This is a genomic window from Enterobacter sp. PP-008-ECC_S150, from assembly GCF_045257065.1.
Lineage (GTDB): Bacteria > Pseudomonadota > Gammaproteobacteria > Enterobacterales > Enterobacteriaceae > Enterobacter > Enterobacter chengduensis.
The window spans coordinates 160,117-176,408 of sequence record NZ_JBJHHG010000006.1 but is presented as its reverse complement, the minus strand read 5'-3'; the positions used below and the strand labels follow the sequence as shown (position 1 = coordinate 176,408).

Below are 16,292 nucleotides of genomic sequence, written 5' to 3'. Positions count from 1 at the left end.
AGGCGGCTGCGCCTTACCCGGCCTACGGGGAGCGTTACGGTATGACTTCGCGCTTAACGGATACCACTTTCGACTGACCGAAGATCGCCTCTTCCCGCACCATGCTGTAAGTATCTGCCTGCGGAGGTGCTTATGGCCTGGCGTCCTTTTCTCTATGTGATCCGCACCGCTCACCCCAGACTCAGCGCGCGGCGCGCCCGTTTGCGTCTGGTCATCTAGCTTTTTATTAACAATCGCGGTATAACACACCTTCTTTGGATGTTTAGATGTCCATACGTATAGAAGGTAATATGCAAACACAACAAGAAAATGGGCAGCTTAAGCGCACCATGAAAACACGCCACCTGATTATGCTCTCGCTGGGCGGCGTGATTGGGACAGGGTTATTCTTCAATACCGGATACATCATTTCCACGACCGGGGCGGCGGGCACGCTGCTGGCGTACCTGATCGGCGCGCTGGTGGTCTGGCTGGTGATGCAGTGTCTGGGCGAGCTTTCCGTGGCGATGCCGGAAACAGGCGCATTCCACGTCTATGCCGCCCGCTATCTTGGCCCGGCGACGGGCTACACCGTGGCGTGGCTCTATTGGCTCACCTGGACGGTGGCGCTCGGGTCGAGCTTCACCGCCGCAGGCTTCTGCATGCAGTACTGGTTCCCGCAGGTGCCCGTCTGGGCGTGGTGCGTGGTCTTCTGCGTGGTGATTTTTGGCCTCAACGTCATCTCAACGCGCTTCTTTGCGGAAGGCGAATTCTGGTTTTCGCTGGTGAAAGTCATCACCATCATCGCCTTTATTATCCTTGGCGGGGCGGCGGTCTTTGGCTTTATCCCGATGCAGGACGGCTCGCCCGCGCCGGGCTTAAGCAACATCACCGCCGAAGGCTGGTTCCCGCACGGCGGCCTGCCGATCCTGATGACCATGGTGGCGGTGAACTTTGCCTTCTCTGGGACCGAGCTTATCGGCATTGCGGCGGGCGAAACGCAAAACCCGCACAAGGTGATTCCGGTAGCTATCCGCACCACCATCGCGCGCCTCATTCTCTTCTTTATCGGCACCGTGTTTGTGCTGGCGGCGCTGATCCCGATGCAGCAGGCAGGGGTGGAAAAGAGCCCGTTCGTGCTGGTGTTTGAAAAAGTCGGTATTCCTTATGCGGCAGACATCTTTAACTTCGTGATCCTGACGGCGATCCTCTCGGCAGCGAACTCCGGGCTGTACGCCTCCGGGCGCATGCTGTGGTCGCTTTCGAATGAGAAAACGCTGCCGCGCTGCTTTGCTCGCGTCAACAAAAACGGCGTGCCGCTGACGGCGCTCTCGGTTTCCATGCTCGGCGGCGTGCTGGCCCTGTTCTCTAGCGTTATCGCGCCGGATACGGTGTTTGTTGCGCTCTCGGCGATTTCCGGCTTTGCGGTAGTGGCGGTCTGGATCAGCATCTGCGCGTCGCACTTCGTTTTCCGCCGTCGTCATCTGCAGTCCGGCCAGCCGCTCTCTGCGCTGCAGTACCGCGCGCCGTGGTATCCGCTGGTGCCGGTGCTCGGGTTTATCCTCTGCGTGGTGGCCTGTGTCGGCCTGTGGTTTGACCCCAGCCAGCGCATTGCCCTTTATTGTGGGATTCCGTTTGTCGCCCTGTGTTATGGTGCCTACTACCTGACCCGAAATATGACATCGCAGGAGCCTGAACATGTCGCAGAATAATCCGCTTACCGCCCTCCTTGAAAAGCAGCCTTTTGTGGTGCTGGATGGCGCGATGGCGACGGAGCTGGAAGCGCGCGGCTGTAACCTGGCAGACAGCCTCTGGTCTGCCAAAGTGCTGATGGAAAACCCTGCGCTTATCCGCGAAGTGCATCTTGATTACTACCGCGCAGGGGCGCAGGTGGCGATCACCGCCAGCTATCAGGCCACGCCGGCGGGTTTTGCGGCGCGAGGGCTGGACGAGGCGCAGTCTCGTTCGCTTATCGGTAAAAGCGTGGAGCTGGCGCGTAAGGCGCGCGAAGCGTATCTGGCCGAAAACCCGCAGGCGGGGACGCTGCTGGTGGCGGGATCCGTAGGGCCTTACGGCGCGTATCTGGCGGATGGCTCGGAGTATCGCGGCGACTACGTGCGCAGCATCGAGGAGTTTACCGCCTTCCACCGCCCGCGCGTGGAAGCGCTGCTCGATGCGGGCGCTGACCTGCTGGCCTGCGAAACGCTGCCCTCGTTTGTGGAGATCAAGGCCCTGACGGCCCTTCTGGCGGAGTTCCCCCGCGCCCGGGCGTGGTTCTCCTTTACCCTGCGGGACAGCGAGCACCTGAGCGACGGTACGCCGCTGCGCGAGGTGGTCAGCGCGCTGGCAAACTCGCCGCACATTGTCGCGCTGGGCATCAACTGCATCGCGCTGGAAAACACCACCGCGGCGCTGAAGCACCTGCAAAGCCTGACGGCGCTGCCGCTGGTGGTCTATCCCAACTCGGGCGAGCATTATGACGCGGTGACCAAAACCTGTCATCACCACGGCGAAGCGTGCGAGACGCTGGCAGGGTATCTGTCGCAGTGGCTGGCTGCCGGGGCTAAGCTGATTGGCGGATGCTGTCGGACCACGCCGAAGGACATTGCTGAGCTGAACGCGCAGCGCTGAGTTTTTTGCCGGGTGGCGGCTACGCCTTACCCGGCCTACGGATCGCCGACGCTCTCCCATCGCACAAAACCAACTATCCTTTCCCGCTTTTTATCTAAAAACGAATCGTTATGAGCGATTCATTTTTATTCCTTTATCAAAATTCCCGCGTTGGAAATACTGCCCTCATAACAACAAGGGGAGCAGGCACTATGGCTATTTCATCGCGAATCACACTTCTCGGCGCGCTGGCGCTGTGGGCATTTCAGGCGCAGGCGGTGGACGTCACCGTCGCGTATCAAACCTCCGCAGAACCGGCGAAAGTCGCGCAGGCGGACAACACCTTTGCCAAAGCGAGCGGCGCGAAAGTCGACTGGCGCAAGTTCGACAGCGGGGCGTCCGTGGTGCGTGCGTTAGCCTCCGGCGACGTGCAGATCGGCAATATCGGCTCCAGCCCGCTGGCGGTTGCGGCCAGTCAGCAGGTGCCGATTGAGGTGTTCCTGCTCGCCTCGCAGCTCGGCAACTCTGAGGCGCTGGTGGTGAAGAAAAACATCACCAAACCGGAAGACCTGATCGGCAAACGCATCGCCGTGCCGTTTATCTCCACCACCCACTACAGCCTGCTGGCGGCGCTGAAACACTGGGGCATCAAGCCGGGCCAGGTACAAATTATCAACCTGCAGCCGCCGGCAATTATCGCGGCCTGGCAGCGCGGCGATATTGACGGAGCTTACGTCTGGGCTCCGGCGGTGAACGAGCTGGAAAAAGACGGCACCGTGCTGACCGACTCTGAAAAGGTGGGCCAGTGGGGCGCGCCAACGCTCGACGTGTGGGTGGTGCGCAAAGACTTTGCCGAGAAACATCCTGAGGTGGTGAAAGCCTTCGCCAAAAGCGCGATTGACGCCCAGCAGCCGTACATCAGTAATCCGGACGAGTGGCTGAAGCAGCCCGCCAACCTGGAAAAACTCTCCCGCCTAAGCGGCGTGCCGGAAGCGGACGTGCCGGGGCTGGTGAAGGGCAATACCTATCTGACCCCCGCGCAGCAGGTGCAGCAGCTGACCGGGCCGGTGAACAAAGCGATTGTCGATACGGCCACCTTCCTGAAAGAGCAGGGCAAAGTGCCCGCGGTGGCGGCGGATTACAGCCAGTACGTGACCGATCGTTTTGTGAAATAAGGAGTTCGCCATGCTGAATATTACGAACCTGTACGCCGATTACGGTGGGAAACCCGCGCTGGAGGACATCAACCTGACGCTGGACAGCGGTGAACTGCTGGTGGTGCTGGGCCCGTCCGGGTGCGGAAAAACCACGCTGCTGAATCTGATCGCCGGGTTTGTCCCTTATCAGCATGGCACCATTCAACTGGAAGGCAAAAAGGTGGAAGGCCCGGGCGCCGAGCGCGGCGTGGTCTTCCAGAATGAAGGCCTGCTCCCGTGGCGCAACGTGCAGGAAAACGTGGCGTTTGGGCTACAGCTTGCGGGCATCAGCCGCGAAGAACGGCTGAAAACGGCACGAACGATGCTGAAAAAAATGGGGCTGGAAGGGGCGGAAAAACGCTTTATCTGGCAGCTTTCCGGCGGCCAGCGCCAGCGCGTAGGTATTGCCCGCGCGCTGGCAGCGAATCCGCAGCTGCTGCTGCTTGACGAGCCGTTCGGGGCGCTGGATGCCTTCACCCGCGAGCAGATGCAAACCCTGCTCCTGCGCCTGTGGCATGAAACGGGCAAGCAGGTGCTGCTGATTACCCATGATATCGAGGAGGCGGTGTTTATGGCCACCGAGCTGGTGCTGCTCTCGCCGGGGCCGGGCCGCGTGCTGGAGCGCTTGCCGCTGGATTTCGCCCGCCGCTACGTCGCGGGAGAGCCTGTGCGCAGCATCAAGTCCGATCCGCGGTTTATCCAACAGCGTGAGTACGTTTTAAGCCGCGTGTTTGAACAGCGGGAGGCCTTCTCATGAGCATCGTCTTCAGTGAAAAAACGCGCCGCACGCGTCTGGCGCTGCGCTGGCCGTTCTCGCGCCAAATCACCCTGAGCGTCGGTACGCTGCTGGTGCTGCTGGCGGTGTGGTGGGCGGTTGCTGCCCAGCAGTGGGTCAGCCCGCTGTTTCTGCCGCCGCCGGGACAGGTGCTGGCCAAGCTGATTACCATCGCCGGGCCGCAGGGCTTTATGGATGCGACGCTCTGGCAGCACTTAGGGGCCAGCCTGGCGCGTATTCTGGTGGCGCTGCTGGCGGCGGTGATTATCGGCATTCCCGTGGGGATTGCGATGGGGCTGAGCCCGACGGTGCGCGGCATTCTCGACCCGCTGATTGAGCTTTACCGCCCGGTGCCGCCGCTGGCCTATCTGCCGCTGATGGTGATCTGGTTCGGCATCGGTGAAACGTCAAAAATCCTGCTGATCTATCTGGCGATTTTTGCCCCGGTTGCCATGTCGGCGCTGGCGGGCGTGAAGAGCGCCCAGCAGGTGCGGATCCGCGCGGCGCAGTCGCTGGGTGCCAGCCGCACGCAGGTGCTGCTGTTCGTGATTTTGCCGGGCGCGCTGCCGGAGATTTTAACCGGGCTGCGCATCGGCCTCGGCGTGGGCTGGTCCACGCTGGTGGCGGCAGAGCTGATTGCCGCCACGCGCGGACTTGGGTTTATGGTGCAGTCGGCCGGAGAGTTCCTGGCGACTGACGTGGTGCTGGCAGGGATCGCGGTGATCGCCGCGATCGCCTTTGGATTAGAACTGGGGCTGCGCGCGTTACAGCGCCGCCTGACCCCCTGGCATGGAGAAATACAATGAGTGAACGTCTGACCATTACCCCGCTGGGGCCGTACATTGGCGCGCAGGTGTCGGGCCTGGATGTGACCCGTCCGCTGAGCGATAACCAGTTCGAGCAGCTGTACCACGCGGTGCTGCGCCATCAGGTGGTGTTCCTGCGCGAGCAGGCGATCACCCCGCAGCAGCAGCGCGCATTGGCCCTGCGCTTTGGCGATCTGCATATCCACCCGGTCTATCCACATGCGGAAGGGGTAGAGGAGATTATCGTCCTCGACACCCACAACGATAACCCGCCGGATAACGATAACTGGCATACCGACGTGACCTTTATCGAGACTCCGCCCGCCGGGGCGATTCTGGCGGCGAAGCTGCTGCCGGAAACCGGCGGCGATACGCTGTGGGCCAGCGGGATTGCGGCATATGAGGCGCTCTCCGCGCCGTTCCGGACGCTGCTGAGCGGGCTGCGGGCGGAGCATGACTTCAAAAAATCGTTCCCGGAATACAAGTACCGTAAGAGTGAAGAGGAACATCAGCGCTGGCAGGAGGCGGTTGCGAAACATCCTCCGCTGCTGCACCCGGTCGTGAGGACCCATCCGGTGACGGGCAAGCAGGCGCTGTTTGTCAACGAAGGGTTCACCACGCGCATCGTGGACGTGTCCGAGAAAGAGAGTGAGGCGCTGCTGGGATTCCTGTTCGCACACATCACCAAACCTGAGTTCCAGGTGCGCTGGCGCTGGCAGGAGAACGACCTCGCGATCTGGGATAACCGCGTGACGCAGCATTATGCCAACGCGGACTATCTGCCGCAGCGCCGGATTATGCAGCGGGCGACGATTTTGGGCGATAAGCCGTTTTACCGTCCATGACCCATTGCTCCCGTAGGCCGGGTAAGGCGTAGCGCCACCCGGCAATTGTGCACCGTTCTTGCCGAGTGGCGCTGCGCTTACCCGGCCTACAAAGAGTGTACCCCTATGTACCGCTGATAGCGGTTCGCCTTCAGGTAACACAAATCCACCAGCACCAGCCCGTCAACGCAGTTGTTGAACGCCGGGTCGCTGCCAAAATCAATAAACTGCACGCCGCCGGGTTCGCACAGCTCGGAATACTGCTTGTAGAGCGGCGGAATGCCGCAGCCTAGATTGCCGAGCAGGGATTTGAGCTTCGTCAGATCGTCCACGTAATCCACGCCGCCAAACTGCGCGAGCACGTCCGGCAGCGAGGCGGGATAGGGCTGACGTGACGCGGCGAGCGGGTGGGTCGCCGGGAACCACAGGCGGTAAAAGGCGACCAGCAGATCCCGCGCCGCAGGCGGCAGTCCGCCGGAAATGGAAACCGGGCCAAACAGGTAGCGATAGTGTGGATAACGCGCCAGATAGGCTCCAATGCCTGACCAGAGATAATCCAGACCCCGACGCCCCCAGTAGCGCGGCTGTATAAAGCTGCGTCCCAGCTCAATGCCGTGCTCCAGCACGTCCTGCATTTTATCGTCGTAGTGGAACAGGCTGTAGCTGTACAACCCGTCCAGCCCGCGACGCTCAATCTGCTTTGCGGTGGGCATAAAGCGATACGCCCCGACGATCTCCAGATCCTCATCATCCCACAGGATCAGGTGCAGATAATCGTCATCGTAACGGTCGGTGTCCCGGCGCTTGCCGCTCCCTTCCTCCACCGCACGAAACGCAACTTCGCGCAGGCGGCCCAGCTCTCGCAGCAGCGGAGCCTCTTCCTGACCGTTGCGCTGCCACAGATAGATAGTTTTACCGTCGCTGGTTTTGCCCAGACATTCGGCCTGCGCCAGCGCGCGTTTCAGGGTGGCCCGGTCTTCCGGGCGCGCGATGGCGCACTGGGTTTTAAAGATGCCGGGCATTCCCTTGCCAAGACGCATCACGTGCTGACGGCACTGCTCGGCCATCTCGCGCGACGAAAGGGTGGCGCTGTGCCAGTGATGCCAGGCGATCTGCTGGCCGATTTTTATCGGCAGCTGGCTGTGGCGGCGGCGGAACATCTGCTGCATGAGCAGCAGCATCGACAGCGTCGGCGACACCAGCGTGCTGGCATAAAAGAGCAGGCTGTTGTGCGCCTGAATATGCACCGGCAGCAGCGGAACGCGCAGCTTGCCGGCGAGCTTGATAAAGCCGGAGTGCCATTTTTTATCGCGAATGCCTTTGCGCGTAGGGCGAGACACTTCTCCTGCCGGGAAGAAGATCAGCACCCCCGCGTTTTGCAGGTGCTGTTCCATCTGTACCAGGGAGGACTTTGCGGTCCTGCCGCCCATATTGTCCACCGGAATAAATAGCGAACTGAGGGGCTCAAGGTGGGTCAGCATCCGGTTGGTCACGACCTTCACGTCACGACGCACGCGGGAGACGGCGTACATCAGCGCCAGCCCGTCCAGGGTACCTGTCGGATGGTTGGCAATAATGACCAGCGGGCCATGTTCGGGGATTTGTTCGAGATCGCGGGCGGAAACGGTGCAGAGAATATCAAGGTGTTCCAGAACTTGCTCCACCATATCCAGGCCTTTCAGGTGGCGGTGTGCTGCGGCAAATTGCTGAAACTCGTCTTCGTAGAACAGTCTTTTTAACAGACTTTTTTGCCAGGGGGCAGGCCTCGCCTGAGGCCAAAGATCGTCGAGAACGCTATCGAGGCTAAACATGGTTACTCCTCCTGCCGTCTTGCGAAGACAGTAGAAGGAGCAGATGTCGGTTGTATTGCAGTTTGGTGAAGATTAGCGCAGAGAGCAGGCCGGGTAAGGCGAAGCCGCCGCCCGGCGCTAAAGTGGATTAACGCAGAATTTTCTTCTCGGCCAGATCCAGTGCGAAGTAGCTGAAGATCAGATCCGCGCCCGCGCGTTTGATCGCCCCAAGGCTTTCCAGGATCACTTTCTCTTCGTCAATGGCACCCGCCAGCGCGGCGAATTTGATCATCGCGTACTCGCCGCTCACCTGGTAGGCGCCCAGCGGCAGCTCGGTGCGCTCGCGGATGTCGCGCAGGATATCGAGATATGCCCCAGCCGGCTTCACCATCAGGCAGTCCGCGCCCTGAGCTTCATCAAGCAGGGATTCACGAATCGCTTCGCGGCGGTTCAGCGGGTTCATCTGATAGGTTTTGCGGTCGCCTTTCAGCGCCGTACCGGCCGCCTCACGGAACGGGCCGTAGAAGGAGGAGGCAAATTTGGTGGAGTAGGACATGATGGCGGTGTCGGTAAAGCCTGCCGCATCCAGCGCCTGGCGAATCGCCTGAACCTGTCCGTCCATCGCCGCAGAAGGAGCAATGAAATCTGCGCCCGCAGCGGCCGCGACAACGGCCTGCTTGCCAAGGTTCAGCAGAGTGGCATCGTTATCCACGCCGTGATCGCACAGCACGCCGCAGTGGCCGTGAGAGGTATACTCGCAGAAGCAGGTGTCTGACATGACGACCATTTCCGGCACGGTCTCTTTGCAGATGCGGGACATGCGGGCGACGAGGCCATCTTCTTTCCACGCGTCGCTGCCGGTGGCGTCGGTATGGTGAGAGATGCCGAAGGTCATCACCGAGCGGATCCCCGCGTTGGCGATGCGTTCAATCTCACGCGCCAGATATTTCTCCGGGATGCGCATGACGCCCGGCATGGCTTCGATGGCTTTGTAGTCATCGATCTCTTCTTCAACAAAAATCGGCAACACCAGATCGTTTAAGGTCAGGGTTGTCTCTTCAAACATAGCGCGCAGTGCAGGTGACTTGCGCAGGCGGCGGGGACGTGCAATTAAATCGGTCATGGTATGCCTGATGTTTGTGGAACAAAGAGGGCTAGTGTACCTCAAAGTGAAGGCAGGTGTTTTACTAAAGTGGGCATTTTGTTTTTTGCGAAATGCAGCAGATCGGTTTTCCTGTCAGCTATATATAATGTTCGCCAGTGCATGACTGAGAGGCGAATGAGGTATTCGTGTTATTTCTATATTGAGAGGGATGTATAATTAAGAATGATCTATTATTTGTTGTTATGTATTTTTAATTGTCTCGCCTGTATTTCAACGTTTTGTTTTTATAATATTTATCTTGAGTGACCCCTGTGTTCGTTGTTTTTGGGTTTTATTAGTCTGGATACGGACTTAATGGAAACATTCATTGAACCTTTTCGAAATGAAACTGCATAATTCCCTCCGCAATTAAACGTTGCAAATTGATTGATGGACAAACTTGCTTACGTCCCTGAGGAGGGATGACCCAATGCAAACATGGAAAAAGAAACTGGTTGTATCTCAACTTGCATTAGCCTGCACCCTGGCTATCGCTTCTCAGGCTAATGCGAAGGATATTTCCGGTACGACATATAATACCTTCGGATACGATAATACCGCGTCCACGCCCTGGTATTATGGTTATGCCGACTGGGATTACTCGGATGCCATCCATGATGGTGATATTTACCCGGTGATTAATAAAAGCACCGTGAATGGTGTTATTTCAACATACTATCTTGATGATGGTATAAATGGTCGGGCGAATGCGTTGAGCATATCCAACAGCACCATTAATGGCATGATCACCTCTGAATGTATGACCACCTCCTGTGCTGATGGTATTGATACCGACGGCACAATCCACTCTCAGTACGATCGTTTTAGCCTGACCGTGGATAACTCTACGATCAACGATACCTATGAGCATTACGCTTATGATGTTGTGAATGGTCAAAACACAGCCACGCATTATCTCGACACCTATGATCTGGGTAATGCGATTACCCTTGATGTTGAATCGGATATTGTTATCCAGAATAACTCCCACGTTGCGGGTATTACCCTGACTCAGGGGTATCAGGAACTGGACAATACCCCGTACGACGGCGTTGAAGGCGTAGCTAACAGCAGCAAAGTCTTTACCGACACGCTTCTGGTAAAAGATTCTGTACTGACTTCCGGTGCGTACAGCGATTTAGGGACCAACGGTTTCTACGGTCAAACCGCGAAGCCGAGCGACTATGGTGAAACCAACGCGACAGCAGCGGATGATGCGGCCCTGATTGTTGTGGCCGGTGCATCTGACAACGCGATGCAGACGACGGCTACGTTCGATCACTCCACCGTTACTGGCGATATTCTGTTCTCCAGCACCTTCGACAACAACTTCTACCCGAACGGCGATCCGGCAACCGATACCACCGACGACGGCGTCTATAACCCAACCACCAACGGCTGGGACGGCACCGATAAGCTGGACGTCACACTCACCAACGGCAGCAAATGGGTCGGTGCAGCGCAGTCCAGCGTCGATGCCATCGGCACGGCGCAGATGTATGGCCAGGGCTACAGTAATGTCGACTGGAGCAGCCTGTCCCCTAACAGCATTTGGCCGGACTCCACCTATGACAGCAACGGACACGTTGCGGGTGAAGCCGTCTATCAGAGCGGTCTGTTTAACATCGCCCTGGACAACGGTTCCGAGTGGGATACCCGCAAGGTGTCTAACATCGATACCCTGACGGTAAACAACCAGTCTCAGGTCAATGTTGAAAACTCCGGCCTGCTGGCGGATAGCATCACTCTGACCAACGCTTCATCAATGAATATCGGTGACAGCGGCGGCGTGGCGACCGACCATCTGTATCTGGACAGCTATAGCCGTGCGGCACTGACGGAAGAAACGGCAGAGCTTTATGCCAACACCATCACCGTGGATAACGGTGCGGAGCTGGCGCTGGGCTTGGGTCAGGTTGATACGCACAATATGGTGCTGACCGATGGCGGCGTGTTGAACGTTGCCAGCCGTGATTACGTGCTGAACAGCGATCTGAACAACGCACGCTATATCACCAACGATAAGTACAATGCCGACTACGACTACGGCGTTGTGGCCATTAACTCTGACGGCCATCTGGCGGTAAACGGTGATGTGACAGGCAACTATAAGGTGCGTATCGATGATGCGACCGGTGCCGGTTCCGTTGCTGATTACAAAAATAAAGATATCGTCCGCATTTATGACAATAACGCGGATACCTCAGCCAGCTTTACTGCCGCAAACAGAGCCGATTTAGGTGCTTACACCTACCAGGCGCAGCAGCAGGGTGACACCGTTGTCCTCCAGCAGAAAGCGCTGACCGATTACGCCAATATGGCGCTGAGCATTCCTTCTGCCAACACCAATATCTGGAATCTGCAGCAGGATACCGTCGGCGCGCGTCTGACCAACAGCCGCCATGGCCTTGCGGATAACGGCGGGGCGTGGGTGAGCTACTTCGGTGGCAACTTCGACGGCGACAATGGTGTTATCAGCTACGATCAGGACGTGAGCGGCATTATGGTGGGTCTGGATACCCAGATTGACGGTAATAACGCGAAGTGGATCGTCGGTGGTGCGGCAGGTTTCGCGAAGGGCGATATCAGCGATCGTACCGGTCAGGTCGATCAGGATAGCCAGACGGCGATGATCTACGCGTCAGCGAAGTTCATGAACGACATGTTCCTCGACAGCTCCCTGAGCTATACCCGCTTCAACAACGATCTCTCTGCTAACATGAGCAACGGTCAGTATGTTGACGGCAACACGACCACCGACGCCGTTGGTTTTGGCCTGAAGCTGGGCTATGACTGGAAACCAAACCTCTCTGGCTATGTCACGCCTTATGCTGCCGTGTCAGGTCTGTTCCAGTCTGGCGATGATTATCGCCTCAGCAACGACATGCGCATGGATGGGCAGTCTTACGATAGCCTACGTTATGAACTCGGTGTGGATGCGGGTTATACCTTCAACTACGGCGACGATCAGGCTCTGACGCCTTACTTCAAACTGGCCTACGTCTATGACGACGCTGATAACAATGCCGATATTAACGGTGACAGCATTGATAACGGCGTGAAAGGCTCCGCTGTGCGGGTAGGGCTGGGCACCCAGTTCAGCTTCACGAAGAACTTCAGTGCTTACACTGATGCCACTTATCTGGGCGGCGGCGACGTTGACCAGAACTGGGGCGCAAACCTGGGTGTGAAATATACCTGGTAATAAATAAAAGCGGGGGAGTTATTTCCCCCGCTTTTACAAAAGCAGTAAAAATAATATTGAACCGACAAATACGGATGCCTTGAGGTCTGCATGAACGTTAATGCGAAACCGCTTTCTGAATTACGCCGGCTCGAACAGTGTTTAATCTCGGCCAGTACCCCTTTTACCTGTGCGCCCCAGCAGTTGATTACCTCAGACGATTGGGATGAGCCTCGTACGATCGTATTACAAACCGGCATTGTTGATGTTTATCGTCCCTCTGATGAGCTGCTGGTAGGGATAGCGTCGGCACCTTTTATTTTCGGTCTGTCTACGGTGGTGATTAATCACTCTCAGGAATACAGAGTGGTGGCTAAAACGGCCTGTACCGGTTTTTATTTACCCACGGAAACCACCCGTCAGCAAATCCAGCAGTTTTCACTGTGGAAAGAGGCCTTCTGCTGGTTATCCTGGATAAATTACATTCTCGAGAAACGTGATATGCAGCTGGTGGGAAATAATTCCTATCACCAGATCCGCGCCATGCTGATGAATATGGCGGAGTGGGATGAAACGCTGCGCTCAAAAATTGGTGTGATGAATCATATTCAACAAAGTACGCGTATTTCACGCTCAGTTGTGGCTGAGGTTCTCGCGGCTTTGCGACAAGGTAACTACATTAATATGAGCCGGGGCAAGCTGGTCAGCGTCAACCGCTTGCCCACGGAATATTGAGATCAGTTTGAGGCGGTGAGAACCTGGGCTTTATTGGCGCTCAGTTCAGCCACCAGGTTATTAATGCCGTCACTCATATTAACAAAACGCGTATGCGGGGAGCGGGTGACCACCACGAATGCGCCCACGTTTGACTGCGGGATCATGGCCATATAGGTGATGAAACCGCCCCCGCCGCCGGTTTTCTGAATAATACCCGGCCGGCCATTCTTCGGTGCCATATAGACCCAGCCCATGCCGAGCGCGTCGGCTTTACCCGGCACGTCCATCCCAATGACCCTGTGCAGCTGAGTACGCTGATAAATCAGGGTCTGCATACGATCTGCCTGGCTGCTGCGAGCGTAGAAATCTGAGGACAGGAACTGCTGCATCCAGCGCATCATGTCGCCGGGGGTGGAATAGACCCCGCCGCTGCCCACGGCCGCCAGCGTGTTATTACAGGGGCTGGCGCCTTTCTCCGCCACCATCAGGCGACGGCACTGGTCCGGGGACGGGGTGAAGGTGGTGTCTTTCATGCCCAGCGGACGGGTGATCTGCTCTTCAAACAGTTGCGTATAGGGTTTGCCAGCCGCCGTTGAAAGGGCGTCCGCCAGCAGGTCAAACGCCAGGTTTGAATAAGAGGCCTGCGAACCCGGAGCCGCCTTCAGCGTGGCGGTACTCAGGTAGTTCCAGCGCTGGTCGCGCGTTGGCCAGACAAACACGTCACGATGCGCCGCCCCGCCTGGCTGCTCACGCGGCAGGGCGCTGGTGTGGGTGGCAAGGTTCACAAGCCGGATCGGCGTTCCCTGATAGGTTGGCACCCGGGCGCCCGGGGGCGCGTATTTACTGAGCGGGTCGTCAAGCTTTACTACGCCCTGGTCGAGCAGTTTCACCAGCATTTCGCTGGTCATCAGCTTGGTTAAGGACGCGATGCGGATAACGGAATCCAGCTGCGGGTGAATGTTATTTCCCGGGCGCGTTTCGCCAAAGCTGCGGAACACGCGCTGGTTGCCGTCGATGACGACCATCGCCATCCCGGTCGCGCCGCTGCCGTAATAGATAAGGTTCGCGTAACGATCGGCAATGTCTGAAGCTAAAACGGGCGCCGTCAGCGGTTGGGCTGCCTGGGCGGTAGAAAAGCTCACCGCACACAGCGCGGCAAAAGAGAGCAGACAACGTTTCAACGAAAAGCATCCATGAAGTGAATGAAGAAATTAATGGGTATTTATACTACTAATCGGTACCGTGCAATGCCCCGAATTGCATAACGATAGCGAGAAAAACGTAACCATGGGTAAATATAAACAATTTACCTGCGAGCCATCTCCCATTTTGTGACATCGGGCTTATGATAGACACCAGTGTCACTCAATCTTACGGAGAACGGTATGTCTGAGAAGCGTGTGGTTATGGTTGTCGATATGCAGAACGGGGTATTTGAAACCCCTCGTCATCAGCGCGAAAAGTGTGTCGCTTTGATCAACCAGCTCACGCAGGCAGCCGACAGGGTGATTTTTATTCAGCATACCGAGGCCGGGGGCCTGGAAGAGGGAAGTGAAGGATTTGCGCTACTGCCTGAACTCCATCAGCCTGCCGACGCGCGATACGTTACCAAAACCGCCTGTGATGCATTTTACAACACCGGGCTTGAGGCGCTGCTGCGTGAGCAGGACATTCGCGCGTTTGTCATCTGCGGCTGCGCCACCGATTATTGTGTTGATGCGACGATCAAGAACGGCGTCAGCCGGGGTTATCACATCACCGTGGCGGAAGATGCCCACACCACCGCCAATCGCCCGGCGGCAGATGCGCAGATCCTGATTAACCACCACAACGACGTCTGGCGTAACTTCATTGCGCCGGCGAATCCTCTCGCCGTGAAACGCACCGAAACAATTCTTGAAAACTGGAAAGCGAACTAATAATTAACGATCGGGTCTGACTTTTTTGCCTGAGCCGGGAGGCTGGCTCGGGCAGGTTTTTCGTGTGGTGACGTGTTGTACACAGCAACAGCCATAACAACAAGAAGGAAGCATTATGTTTAAGTCTTTTTTCCCAAAGCCGGGGCCTTTTTTCCTGTCGGCATTTATTTGGGCACTGATCGCCGTCATTTTCTGGCAGGCGGGCGGCGGGGCCTGGCTGACGCGCATCACGGGGGCGACAGGGGAGGTGCCGATTAGCGCAGCGCGCTTCTGGTCGCTGAGCTACCTGCTGTTTTACGCCTACTACACGGTGTGCGTGGGGCTGTTTGCGCTGTTCTGGTTTGCCTATTCTCCGCACCGCTGGCAGTACTGGTCGATCCTCGGCACGTCGCTGATCGTCTTTGTCACCTGGTTCCTCGTGGAGGTGGGCGTGGCGGTTAACGCCTGGTATGCGCCGTTCTACGATCTGATCCAGACCGCGCTAAGCTCGCCGCATAAGGTGACCATCAACCAGTTTTACCATGAAGTCGGGATTTTTCTCGGTATCGCCCTGATTGCTGTAGTCATCGGCGTGATGAACAACTTCTTCGTTAGCCACTACGTTTTCCGCTGGCGTACCGCGATGAACGAACATTATATGGCGCACTGGCAGCACCTGCGCCATATTGAAGGCGCCGCACAGCGTGTGCAGGAAGACACCATGCGTTTTGCCTCCACGCTTGAGGACATGGGCGTCAGCTTTATTAACGCCATCATGACATTGATTGCGTTCCTGCCCGTGCTGGTCACACTCTCGGCGCACGTGCCGGATCTGCCGATTGTTGGTCATCTGCCCTATGGTCTGGTGATTGCCGCGATCGTCTGGTCGCTGATGGGGACGGGCCTGCTGGCGGTAGTGGGGATCAAACTGCCGGGTCTGGAGTTCAAAAACCAGCGCGTCGAAGCCGCCTATCGTAAGGAGCTGGTTTACGGTGAGGATGATGCCAGCCGCGCCTCGCCGCCGACCGTCCGCGAGCTGTTTGGCGCCGTGCGTCGTAACTACTTCCGACTCTACTTCCACTATATGTATTTCAACATTGCGCGTATTTTGTATCTGCAGGTGGATAACGTTTTCGGTTTGTTCCTGCTGTTTCCGTCGATTGTTGCAGGTACGATTACGCTCGGTCTGATGACGCAGATCACCAACGTTTTCGGTCAGGTTCGCGGGTCGTTCCAGTATCTGATCAGCTCCTGGACCACGCTGGTGGAGCTGATGTCCATTTACAAACGTCTGCGCAGCTTTGAACGCGAGCTGGACGATCGTGACCTGCAGGAAGTCACCAACACATTCAGCTAATACAGGAAGTTG

Annotated in this window: 13 protein-coding genes; 10 read left to right on the top strand and 3 right to left on the bottom strand. The window is 57.3% G+C overall.

Annotated features, from left to right (window positions below; all coding sequences use genetic code 11):
* Window positions 1-290 precede the first annotated feature (290 nt).
* The 6 genes from mmuP (at window position 291) to tauD (ending at window position 6,211) form a co-directional block, all read left to right on the top strand.
* On the top strand, window positions 291-1,691 hold the full coding sequence (gene mmuP, locus ACJBF3_RS09300) for an S-methylmethionine permease (protein WP_045328271.1): 1,401 nt from the start codon (window positions 291-293) through the stop codon (window positions 1,689-1,691).
* Complete coding sequence (gene mmuM, locus ACJBF3_RS09295; protein WP_406544963.1) at window positions 1,678-2,610, top strand: homocysteine S-methyltransferase; 933 nt, start codon at window positions 1,678-1,680, stop codon at window positions 2,608-2,610. The genes mmuP and mmuM overlap by 14 nt, the downstream gene beginning before the upstream one ends.
* 191 nt (window positions 2,611-2,801) lie before the next feature.
* The gene (gene tauA, locus ACJBF3_RS09290) at window positions 2,802-3,764 is read left to right on the top strand and encodes a taurine ABC transporter substrate-binding protein (protein ID WP_045328273.1); all 963 of its coding nucleotides are present in this window, start codon (window positions 2,802-2,804) and stop codon (window positions 3,762-3,764) included.
* A 10-nt stretch (window positions 3,765-3,774) separates the two neighbouring features.
* Window positions 3,775-4,542 carry a taurine ABC transporter ATP-binding subunit gene (tauB, locus tag ACJBF3_RS09285; RefSeq protein ID WP_406544961.1) on the top strand — a complete coding sequence of 256 codons (768 nt, stop codon included), beginning with the start codon at window positions 3,775-3,777 and terminating at the stop codon, window positions 4,540-4,542.
* On the top strand, window positions 4,539-5,366 hold the full coding sequence (gene tauC / locus ACJBF3_RS09280) for a taurine ABC transporter permease TauC (RefSeq protein WP_010427972.1): 828 nt from the start codon (window positions 4,539-4,541) through the stop codon (window positions 5,364-5,366). Before tauB ends, tauC begins: the two co-directional genes overlap by 4 nt.
* On the top strand, window positions 5,363-6,211 hold the full coding sequence (tauD, locus tag ACJBF3_RS09275) for a taurine dioxygenase (RefSeq protein ID WP_045328275.1): 849 nt from the start codon (window positions 5,363-5,365) through the stop codon (window positions 6,209-6,211). Before tauC ends, tauD begins: the two co-directional genes overlap by 4 nt.
* Before the next feature lie 86 nt (window positions 6,212-6,297).
* On the opposite strand, the gene ACJBF3_RS09270 is transcribed toward tauD, so the two are convergent.
* Complete coding sequence (locus ACJBF3_RS09270; RefSeq protein ID WP_045328276.1) at window positions 6,298-8,001, bottom strand: lysophospholipid acyltransferase family protein; 1,704 nt, start codon at window positions 7,999-8,001, stop codon at window positions 6,298-6,300.
* Between the two features lie 127 nt (window positions 8,002-8,128).
* Window positions 8,129-9,103 carry a porphobilinogen synthase gene (hemB, locus tag ACJBF3_RS09265; protein ID WP_021241687.1) on the bottom strand — a complete coding sequence of 325 codons (975 nt, stop codon included), beginning with the start codon at window positions 9,101-9,103 and terminating at the stop codon, window positions 8,129-8,131.
* A gap of 451 nt (window positions 9,104-9,554) precedes the next feature.
* On the opposite strand from hemB, the gene ACJBF3_RS09260 reads away from it, so the two are divergent.
* Together ACJBF3_RS09260 and ACJBF3_RS09255 are read left to right on the top strand one after the other, a co-directional pair.
* A complete protein-coding gene (locus ACJBF3_RS09260) occupies window positions 9,555-12,329 on the top strand; it encodes an autotransporter outer membrane beta-barrel domain-containing protein (RefSeq protein ID WP_045328277.1) in 2,775 nt (924 codons plus the stop codon).
* A 90-nt stretch (window positions 12,330-12,419) separates the two neighbouring features.
* Complete coding sequence (locus ACJBF3_RS09255; protein ID WP_045328278.1) at window positions 12,420-13,043, top strand: helix-turn-helix domain-containing protein; 624 nt, start codon at window positions 12,420-12,422, stop codon at window positions 13,041-13,043.
* 2 nt (window positions 13,044-13,045) lie between these two features.
* On the opposite strand, the gene ampH is transcribed toward ACJBF3_RS09255, so the two are convergent.
* A complete protein-coding gene (gene ampH, locus ACJBF3_RS09250) occupies window positions 13,046-14,206 on the bottom strand; it encodes a D-alanyl-D-alanine-carboxypeptidase/endopeptidase AmpH (RefSeq protein WP_045328279.1) in 1,161 nt (386 codons plus the stop codon).
* Window positions 14,207-14,410: 204 nt separating this feature from the next.
* Here ampH and ACJBF3_RS09245 point away from each other — a divergent pair, with 204 nt between their 5' ends.
* Window positions 14,411-14,944, top strand: coding sequence for an isochorismatase family protein (locus ACJBF3_RS09245; protein WP_045328281.1), 534 nt, complete (start codon window positions 14,411-14,413; stop codon window positions 14,942-14,944).
* A gap of 115 nt (window positions 14,945-15,059) precedes the next feature.
* Entirely contained in the window at window positions 15,060-16,280 is a 1,221-nt protein-coding gene (gene sbmA, locus ACJBF3_RS09240) for a peptide antibiotic transporter SbmA (RefSeq protein WP_045328283.1), read from the top strand.
* Window positions 16,281-16,292 lie beyond the last annotated feature (12 nt).

Excerpts from the sequence above, each read along its gene's own strand:
- mmuP (WP_045328271.1), top strand. The coding sequence starts at position 291 with ATGCAAACACAACAAGAAAATGGGCAGCTTAAGCGCACCATGAAAACA.
- mmuM (WP_406544963.1), top strand. The coding sequence starts at position 1,678 with ATGTCGCAGAATAATCCGCTTACCGCCCTCCTTGAAAAGCAGCCTTTT.
- tauA (WP_045328273.1), top strand. The coding sequence starts at position 2,802 with ATGGCTATTTCATCGCGAATCACACTTCTCGGCGCGCTGGCGCTGTGG.
- tauB (WP_406544961.1), top strand. The coding sequence starts at position 3,775 with ATGCTGAATATTACGAACCTGTACGCCGATTACGGTGGGAAACCCGCG.
- tauC (WP_010427972.1), top strand. The coding sequence starts at position 4,539 with ATGAGCATCGTCTTCAGTGAAAAAACGCGCCGCACGCGTCTGGCGCTG.
- tauD (WP_045328275.1), top strand. The coding sequence starts at position 5,363 with ATGAGTGAACGTCTGACCATTACCCCGCTGGGGCCGTACATTGGCGCG.
- ACJBF3_RS09270 (WP_045328276.1), bottom strand. The coding sequence starts at position 8,001 with ATGTTTAGCCTCGATAGCGTTCTCGACGATCTTTGGCCTCAGGCGAGG.
- hemB (WP_021241687.1), bottom strand. The coding sequence starts at position 9,103 with ATGACCGATTTAATTGCACGTCCCCGCCGCCTGCGCAAGTCACCTGCA.
- ACJBF3_RS09260 (WP_045328277.1), top strand. The coding sequence starts at position 9,555 with ATGCAAACATGGAAAAAGAAACTGGTTGTATCTCAACTTGCATTAGCC.
- ACJBF3_RS09255 (WP_045328278.1), top strand. The coding sequence starts at position 12,420 with ATGAACGTTAATGCGAAACCGCTTTCTGAATTACGCCGGCTCGAACAG.
- ACJBF3_RS09245 (WP_045328281.1), top strand. The coding sequence starts at position 14,411 with ATGTCTGAGAAGCGTGTGGTTATGGTTGTCGATATGCAGAACGGGGTA.
- sbmA (WP_045328283.1), top strand. The coding sequence starts at position 15,060 with ATGTTTAAGTCTTTTTTCCCAAAGCCGGGGCCTTTTTTCCTGTCGGCA.